The organism is Streptomyces flavofungini (genome assembly GCF_041028215.1).
Taxonomy (GTDB): domain Bacteria; phylum Actinomycetota; class Actinomycetes; order Streptomycetales; family Streptomycetaceae; genus Streptomyces; species Streptomyces flavofungini_B.
Genome location: NZ_JASKYR010000319.1, coordinates 1 through 8,307, shown reverse-complemented (window position 1 = coordinate 8,307; position 8,307 = coordinate 1). Strand labels below are relative to the sequence as shown.

The 8,307-nt window shown below is 69.9% G+C and carries 6 protein-coding genes and 1 tRNA gene; 3 read left to right on the top strand and 4 right to left on the bottom strand.

Translation table 11 applies throughout. The features are described 5' to 3' along the window. The 4 genes from AB8Z36_RS21860 to AB8Z36_RS21845 all read right to left on the bottom strand — a co-directional run. Positions 1-1,638: galactose oxidase (locus AB8Z36_RS21860; protein ID WP_369215052.1), on the bottom strand; the 1,638-nt coding region annotated here is incomplete at its 3' end. Beyond that, positions 1,635-3,635 (bottom strand): glycosyltransferase family 2 protein, encoded by a 2,001-nt coding sequence (locus tag AB8Z36_RS21855; RefSeq protein WP_369215051.1) that lies wholly within the window; start codon positions 3,633-3,635, stop codon positions 1,635-1,637. The genes AB8Z36_RS21860 and AB8Z36_RS21855, both read right to left, overlap by 4 nt. A 298-nt stretch (positions 3,636-3,933) precedes the next feature. Next, positions 3,934-4,647: a FadR/GntR family transcriptional regulator gene (locus tag AB8Z36_RS21850; RefSeq protein WP_369215050.1), complete on the bottom strand. Its 714-nt coding sequence runs from the start codon at positions 4,645-4,647 to the stop codon at positions 3,934-3,936. 66 nt (positions 4,648-4,713) lie between these two features. Next, positions 4,714-4,787 (bottom strand) — tRNA-Lys (locus AB8Z36_RS21845). A gap of 352 nt (positions 4,788-5,139) precedes the next feature. Between AB8Z36_RS21845 and AB8Z36_RS21840 the strand changes: the two genes are divergently transcribed. From AB8Z36_RS21840 to AB8Z36_RS21830, 3 genes are all read left to right on the top strand, one after another. Then, positions 5,140-6,363, top strand: a complete 1,224-nt coding sequence (locus AB8Z36_RS21840) for an SPFH domain-containing protein (RefSeq protein ID WP_369215049.1) — start codon at positions 5,140-5,142, stop codon at positions 6,361-6,363. Positions 6,364-6,618: 255 nt separating this feature from the next. Further along, positions 6,619-7,221: a lytic polysaccharide monooxygenase auxiliary activity family 9 protein gene (locus tag AB8Z36_RS21835; protein WP_369215048.1), complete on the top strand. Its 603-nt coding sequence runs from the start codon at positions 6,619-6,621 to the stop codon at positions 7,219-7,221. Between the two features lie 186 nt (positions 7,222-7,407). After that, positions 7,408-8,307 (top strand): AMP-binding protein (locus AB8Z36_RS21830; RefSeq protein ID WP_369215047.1); only part of this gene is annotated, 900 nt, incomplete at its 3' end.

Genomic DNA, 8,307 nt, shown 5'->3' with positions numbered 1-8,307 from the left:
GTACAGATACGGCGGCGTGTAGATCTCGATGCGCTGCTCGAACTCGCCCGGCTTGGTGTTCGCCGCGTCGGCGTAGAGCGAGTCGGAGCCGAAGAACATCACGCGCCCGTCCGGCAGCAGGATCGAGCCGGAGTGGTAGTTGCGGCCCACCTCGGGGTCGGCGACCCGCTTCATCTCTCCCGTCCTGGCGTCGTAGATGCGCGCCTGGTGGATGTTGGAGTCACCGCGCCCCCGGTAGTCCTCGGAGCCGCCGGAGATCAGCACGGTGTCGTCGGGCAGGGTGGATATCTGCGGGTAGCGCGTGCCCTTCTCCAGTTCGGGTCCGTCGGTGAACCTCGGCTCGTCCGCCTTCAGGTCGACGACCCGGGTCTTCCTGCTCGACTCCTTGGACTCGCCGACCCCGCCGCCGCCGACCACCATGTACTTCTGGCTCTGGGCGGGCGGCAGCTCCACCGTGCCGGAGGTCTCCAGGAGCTTGTTGTCGCTGAGGCCGGGGATGCCCTGCCACTTGTTGGTCCGAAGGTCCCAGATACCGGGCTTGCGGCCGACGTCGTCGGGGCCGTAACCCGCGTTCGATCCTGAGTAGAAGAGCTTGCCGTCGGCCATCTGGAAGATCGCCGGGTAGGTCGGGAACTGCCGGATGCCCTTGGTGTACGTCCACTTCCTGGTCTTCGGGTCGTACACCTCGTTCTTGCCGGGGACGAGCTGGCCGATCTCGTCGAGGCCGGAGGTGGAGAGGACCTTGCCGTCGCTGAGCGTGGTCAGCGTGGGGTACCAGCGCGCCTCGTTCATCGGGTCGACCTTGATGTACCGCTCGGCCACCGGGTCGAACTCGAAGGAGTCCTTGATCCCCTGGAAGTCCTTCTTGTCCAGGGCGAGCTTCTGCGCCATGCCGTAGACGTTGCGGGTGTCGGAGCCCTTCAGACCCTGGATGCGGTAGTTGTCCTGGGTGCCGGTCTCGTACTTGGTGCCGCTCTTCTGCGCCTCCACGTAGACCCGGCCCAGACCGGGCTCGGTGCGCAGGAACCTGCCGGTCTGCTTGTCGAAGACCTTCTTCGCCTTCTCGACGAGGATGTTGTCCTTGGAGACGAAGGTCTTGCCGTTCTTCTTGCCGGTGAACTTCGTGCCCGCCGGGATCGTCTTCGGCTCGTCGGGGTCCTCGTTGTGGACGATCATCAGGCCGCCGGCCTTGGTGATGTCGCCCTTCAGCTTCTCGTAGCGCTGGGTGCCGCCCGCGATCAGCAGATTGCCGTTGCCGAGCTGGGTGTGGCCCGTGCAGAAGAGGTCGGTGGGGGTCGGGATCTTCTTGATGGTCCCCTTGACCGGGTCCCAGAGCCGGGTGTCGAACTTCTTCTTGTCGAAGTTCTTCTGGTTGTTGCCCGATCCGGCGACGAGTAGCACCTTGCCGGTGTGCAGCAGGGCCGCGTGGATGGTGTTCTGGCGGTACTCCTCGGGGAAGTCCACGACCTCCCAGTGGCCGTTGTCCGCCTTGTACTCCGGCTTGTTGATCTTGTAGTCGTGGTACTTCTCCGAGCCCACGCGCCACAGCCAAGGGCCGTTCATGCCCGCCAGCGCGAGGACGACCGCCGCGCCTATCGCGATGCGGCGGGCGCGGCGGCGGCTGGAACGGTCTTTCATTTCTTACGTCCCCCAAGGGAAATCTGCATGGTCTGGTCGGGCGATGCCCAGGTGGGCTTCTGCTGCGGCGCGTGCGGGGCCGCGTGCCGTCCGCGCGGCGGAACCGGCGGCCCGGCCTGGGGCAGGGGCGCGGTGGCGTCGCGCGGCAGCGAGGCCGCGGGGTCCGCGGCGGGCGGCGGTCCGGAGGGTCCCGTACCGGCGTCGGACCGGGGCTTCTTTTTGTCCTGGCGCATGCCCCAGCGCCACGCGAAGATCGGCGCCGCCGTGATCAGGAGGGCGAACGTGGCCCAGGTGATCATCGCGGGGTGGGAGTGCCCGTACACGAAGGAGGCGGCCATCGAACCGCCGAAGACCAGAATGAAGAACAGGTGGATGCGGAAGGTCCCGAACAGGGTGTCGGGGCTCGCCGAATCGCCCTTGGGGGTCACCACGAACTTGCTCTTGCGGCGCAGGGCCGCGTCCAGGATCGAGCGCGCGTAGATCGGCGCCGAGAGGGCCGACATCACCATGCCCGCCACGCCGCCGGAGCCCTCGGGCTCGTGCGGCGAAACGTTGTGGCGGCGGTTCCAGATGTAGAGGCCGATCTGGAGCGCGGAGGCGTTGCCGTACAGCATCAGCCAGATGGTCGGGTCGATGTTCACGCCGGACGCGCCGAGGCCCAGGAACAGCGCGCAGCTCAGCGCGGCCAGAATCCAGTTCATGGCGGACATCGGGTAGAAGATGACCATCATCGTGTAGTTGAAGAGGCGGCCCGGGGGCAGCGAGAACGGTGCCTTCCAGAACTGCTTCAGGATCGTCTCGTAGGTGCCGCGGGACCAGCGGAGCTGCTGGGTGAAGAAGTCCGTCCAGGCGTTGGGGCCCTCGCCGACCGCGAGCACGTCGGGGGTGTAGACCGACTTCCACTTCTTGCCGGTCCTCGGGTTGGTCGCCCGGTGGATCTCGAAGCCGGTCGCCATGTCCTCGGTGATCGAGTCGTACAGGCCGCCGATCTGCTTCAGGGCCCTGATGCGCACCGCGTTGGACGTGCCGACGAACATCGGGGCGCCGTACGCGTTGCCCGCCCGCTGGATCAGCGCGTGGAAGAGGAACTGCTGGGACTCGGCGGCCTTGGTGACGAAGTTGTCGTAGTTGCCGTAGACCTGCGGGCCGATGACGAAGCCGACGTTCTCGTCGCGGAAGAAGCCGAGCATCCGCTCCAAGTAGTTCGGCATCGGGACGTGGTCGGTGTCGACGGAGGCGAAGTAGTCGTAGTCGTCGCCGTGCGCGTCGAGCCAGGCGTTGTAGTTGCCGTGCTTGGTCTTGGCGCGGTGCGGGCCCTTGGCCATGTTCCACTTCGCGACGCCCTTGCGGGAGAAGTGGTGCACGCCGAGCCGTCGGCAGACCTCCTTGACCTCCGGGTCGTCACCCTCGTCGAGGAGCCAGACATGCATCAGACCGCGGTGGCGGATCTTGACCGCGGCCTCAAGGGTCTTCGTGACCATCTCGATCGGCTCCTTGCCGGGCACGAACGAGGTGAGGAAGGCGACTCTGGTGCCCGTCTCGGGCACCACGGGTATCGGGTCACGGGCGACGAGCGTGGCGTGCGCGTTGGAGAGGACGTTCATGCAGCGGAAGAACTCGATCAGGCCGATCGATATGAGCATGACGATGTCGAGGACGGGCAGCCAGTCGTTGGCCACGTAGTCCCGCTTCGTCCAGTGCTCGGGCTGGAGCAGCCAGCCCAGCAGCACGAGCGAGAGCAGCGGGGCCGCGCCCAGCATCAGCGCGGCCCGCACCTTGTGCGGCTCCTGCGAGAGCAGCGAGCGGTACTTCACCGTGTACGGCTTGTTCGGGTCCGGCTGGGTCAGCGGGCCCGCGAGCCTGCTGTAGTGCTCGTAGTCGTACCGCGGCAGGGTCTTCCTGATTCTGCGGAATCCGCCCGTCCGGTGCGACACGGCCCTGAGCTGAGTCGTCTCTGACGGATCGTTCTGCCGCGCGCCCGTCGGCGTCGACGTCATGAGTCATCCCCCCGCGCGCGGTCGTCCGCGCGTTCGTTGGTCCTTCCGCCCGCTCGGGTCCCCTCCGACCCTCGCCGACGCATCAGTGGCAGGCGTCGTCACTAAGACTTGGAACGACTACCTTCCGGTTGCATGATGCCCCCCTAGGCATCGCGACACGAACGGGACCCCCATCCCTGTCTTGCCGCGTGGACCGGCCGGCCCCCAACTGCCCCGCAACGTACGTCTCATGAAGGCCAGTGCCTCCCGAACAGGGTTCTACGCCCCAAGGCATGATCGCAAGGGCGATACAAGGGGTTTACCGGTCATACGAGCGATTTGAGCGCTCTGCCGGGACAGGTGTTCCCAAACGGGTTCGAATGTTACCGAAGTGCTCCCTTATCGCCCGCTCCGCCCGCTGGGCGTCCCCCGAGCGGACGGCCTCCAGGATCTCCCGGTGCTGCCTACAGGTGACCTTCGGGTCCTGCGGCACGTCCACGAGATCCGTGCGGACCTTGTGGAACGCGTCCCAGAACGCCTCCAGGACCTCGCCGAGCAGCGAATTGCCGAGGCCGCGGTAGAGCGTGGCGTGAAAGGCGCGGTCGGTGTCGGCGCGCACGCCTCCCTCCCCGGCGGCGGCCTCGGCCTCCATGCGCTCCACCAGGGCGTCCAGGTCGGCGAGGTCGGCCTCGGGGACCCGGCCCGCGAGGCGCGCGATCAGGCCGGTCTCCACGGCTTCGCGCAGCTCCAGGAGCTGGAGCAGGCTGTCCTCGCCGCGGTAGTGGCCCGCGACCGTGCGGAAGGCGAGGCCCTCGATCATCGGCGCGACCGACATGGGGCCGACATAGGTGCCGAAACCATGCCGGATCTCCACGATGCCCATCGCCTGGAGCGCCTTGAGGGCCTCCCGTACGGAGTTCCTGCTGACCCCGAGGCGTTCCATCAGCTCCGGCTCGGTGGGCAGCGGGGCCCCGGAGGGCAGCCTGGAATCGATGATGAGCTTTTTGATCCGCTCCTGGATGTCGCGCGCCATGGCGCAACGGTAGCGGTAGGTGTACGACGAAGGCCCCCCGCGTGAACGGAGGGCCTTCGCTGTCTGTGCGCCGCCAGGGACTCGAACCCCGGACCCGCTGATTAAGAGTCAGCTGCTCTAACCAACTGAGCTAGCGGCGCCTGCTGACCTGGAGAACTCTACCGGATGTGCGGGGGTGCTCCGGACCACGCGCCCGGCGCGCGGCCCCCGCCCCGGGCCCCGTCGCCGGTCCTCGCGCGGGGCCCGCCCGCCGGGTCCTCCATCATTCGGACCGTCAACATGCGACATTGCCCGACCGTTGCGAAACTGACGCACGTGCAGATGCGCGAACCATTCTCATCGGCGTCCCCGGAAAACCGAATGCGGCCCGCTCCGGAATTCGAGGAATTCGATCCCGGGAGTCACGTATGGGACCCGGGCACGTATGAGACCCGGGCACGTATGCGACCCGGGCACGTATGAGATCGAGGCACGTATGAGGCGGAGGCACGGATGAGTGCGACGGCGGCTTCACGGTCCCGGGCCGACCAGGCCCCCGAAGGTCCGGCGGACCCGGCGGACCCGGCGGCGGGGGAGGTGGCAAGGCCACCGCAGGGCGTGCGGGTGATCCACAGTGAGGCGACCACCGAGATTCCGCTGCACCTGCTCTTCCGGGACGTCCCGGACGACACGGAGGGCGTCCCGCTGTCGCCCGCCGCGGTGCGGCGCGGGCGGGGGCAGGTCTCCGGGGAGCAGCCCAGGGCGGCGTGGCAGCCGGGTCCGGCCCGGCAGCCCGGTGCCGCTCGCCCGGCACCGTTCGTACGGTCCGTGCCCGAGGTCGACGTGGCCGTCGTCGAGCGGCGGGCCCGTGTGCTGCCCGGCGTCGCCGGTGTGCTCGGCGGCTGCGCGGGCGTCGCGGGCTGCGGGCTCTCGCTCTGGTGGGCCGGGGTGCTGCCCGAGCCCGCGCTGCGCCTGGCCGGTCTGTCCGACGGTGCGGGCGCCGGGCTCGGGGCACGGCAGTGGGCCTCGCTCGCGGGCTCCGGCACGCTCGGCCTCTTCGGCTTCGGCGGCCTGGCGCGGGGCAGGGCGGGCAGGGCGTGGGTGCTCGGGCGCTACCGCGGCACCGTCCGCCGCACCGGCCTGCTCTGGGTGAACCCCCTGCTGCTCCGCCGTCGCGTCGATGTGCGGCTGCGGCACTGGCGGAGCGAGCCCATGCCGGTCGTGGACCGCGGCGGGGTCGCGCTGCGCGTCGTCGTCCTGGTGGTGTGGCGGGTGCGGGACCCCGCGCGGGCGACGCTCTCCGTCGAGGACCACGAGGAGTACCTGCGGGAGTGCGTGGAGGCTACCACCGCCCGGGTCCTCTCGCGGCTGCCCGCCGACGCCTTCCAGGAGGACGGGCAGACCCTGCGCGACGCCGACGCGGTCGGCTCCGCGCTGACCCGGGCACTGGCCGCCGACGCCGAGGCGGTCGGCGTGCAGATCTTCTCGGCGCAGCCGACCCGTATCGAGTACGCCCCCGAGGTCGCGGAGGCGATGCAGCGCCGCAGGGTTGCCGCGCTCGACGCGCTCGACGCACGGCACCGCGACACCGCCCTGTCCTCGGTGGCCGACTCGGTCGAGGACACCGTGTCGCGGCTGACCACCCGTGGCCTGGTGAAGCTCGACGACTGTGCGCGCAAGGCCCTGGTGCAGGACCTGACGGTGGCGTTCCGTGCGGGCCAGGGGGAGCGGACGTGAGCATCGCCCCGCCTCGGCGGCCCCCGGGGCGGCCCCGGCCGACCTGGCCGCCGGCACCCGGCGGCTGACCGGGCCACGGCCCAACGGCAGCTCCGGCAGGTGAACGATGCGGATGGAACGTCTCCGTGATTGGTATGGACATGTTCAACTCACGGCAATAATCTGAGCTTGGTCTAGACCGCAGCGCGCGCACGTCCCACGGAACGTCATACGTCACGTCCCCCCGGAACTCCCCACGTTCGGTCAGGAGCTGCAATGCGTAACAAGAAGATGTATGCGGCGCTGGTGGGCCTCGGCACGGTGGGCGCGTTCGCGCTCTCCGCCGGTGGTGCCAGCAGCCACGGATACACGGATCTGCCCGCGAGCCGGCAGATCAACTGCGCCAAGGGCGTGGTCGCCAACTGCGGGAACATACAGTGGGAGCCGCAGAGCGTCGAGGGCCCCAAGGGCTTCCCGGCGGCGGGTCCCGCCGACGGCAAGATCTGCTCGGCGGGCGTGGGCGGCTTCAGCCAGCTCGACGCGCCCAAGGCGCCGAACGGCAGCGCCTGGCCGACCACGCAGGTCAGCGGCGGACAGAACTACACCTTCCGCTGGCAGTTCACCGCGCGGCACCGCACCACGGACTTCAAGTACTACATCACCAAGCAGGGCTGGGACGAGAGCAAGCCGGTGACCAGGGCCGCCCTGGAGACCACGCCGTTCCTCACCGTGCCGTACAACAGCCAGCAGCCGCCCGCGACCCTCTCGCACAGCGGCAACATCCCCGGCGGGCGCAGTGGTCACCACGTGATCGTGGCGGTCTGGACGGTCGCGGACACGGCGAACGCGTTCTACGCCTGCTCCGACGTCCGCTTCTAGACGCTCACCGGTTCCGAGCGCTCTCCGGCGGGAGTCCGCCGGTCAGGACTCCCGCCGCGCTGTCGCGCGGACGCCGCGCACGCCGTGCCTTCCCCCTCGCACCCGGCGTGCGCGGCACCACCCGTACCGGATGGACCGCCGTCTGCCCCTCCACATCTGACGGCACGTCATCTACCGTGCGCGGCCATGGAGACTGTCGCGGAACTGGTCCTGGCGCGATGGGGCGACCACCGCACCGGCCTGCGCTTCGAGGGCGGCGAGCTGAGCCACCACCAGGTGGCGGCGGGCGCGGCGGCCAGAGCCGCGCTCCTCGGCGACCTGCTGCCCCGGCGGGGCGAGCCGCACCTCGGCGTGCTGCTCGACAACACCCCCGAGTACCCGCAGTGGCTGAGCGCGGCGGCGCTCGCGGGCGCGGCCGTGGCGGGCCTCAACCCCACGCGGCGCGGCGCCGAACTGGCCCGCGACATCCGGCACACCGAGTGCCGCGTCCTGGTGACCGAACGGGCGCACCTGCCGCTGCTCGACGGCCTCGACCTGCCGGGCGTACGCGTCCTCGTCACCGGCACGGAGGAGTACGAGCGGCTCCTCACCCCCTACGCGGACGCCGCCCCGCAGATCGCGCCGACGGTCACCCCGGCGACACGCATGCTGCTCTACTTCACCTCGGGATCGACCGGCGCCCCCAAGGCGGCGATCTGCACCCAGGGCCGCCTCGCGGCGGCGGGGCACTCGCTGGTCACCCACTTCGGCGTCCGGGCGTCGGACACCCACTACATCTGCATGCCGATGTTCCACGGCAACGCGGTGATCGCGGACTGGGCGCCCGCCCTCGCGGCGGGAGCGGGGGTGGCGCTGCGGGCCCGCTTCTCCGCGTCGCGCTTCCTGTCGGACGTGCGGCGGTTCGGCGCCACCTACTTCACCTACGTGGGGCGGGCCGTGCAGTACGTCCTCGCCACGCCCGAGCGGCCGGACGACCGGGAGAACCCGCTGCGCATGGGCTTCGGGACCGAGGCGGGGGCGGTGGACGCCGCCCGCTTCGAGCAGCGCTTCGGGGTGCGGCTGGTGGAGGGGTACGGGTCCTCCGAG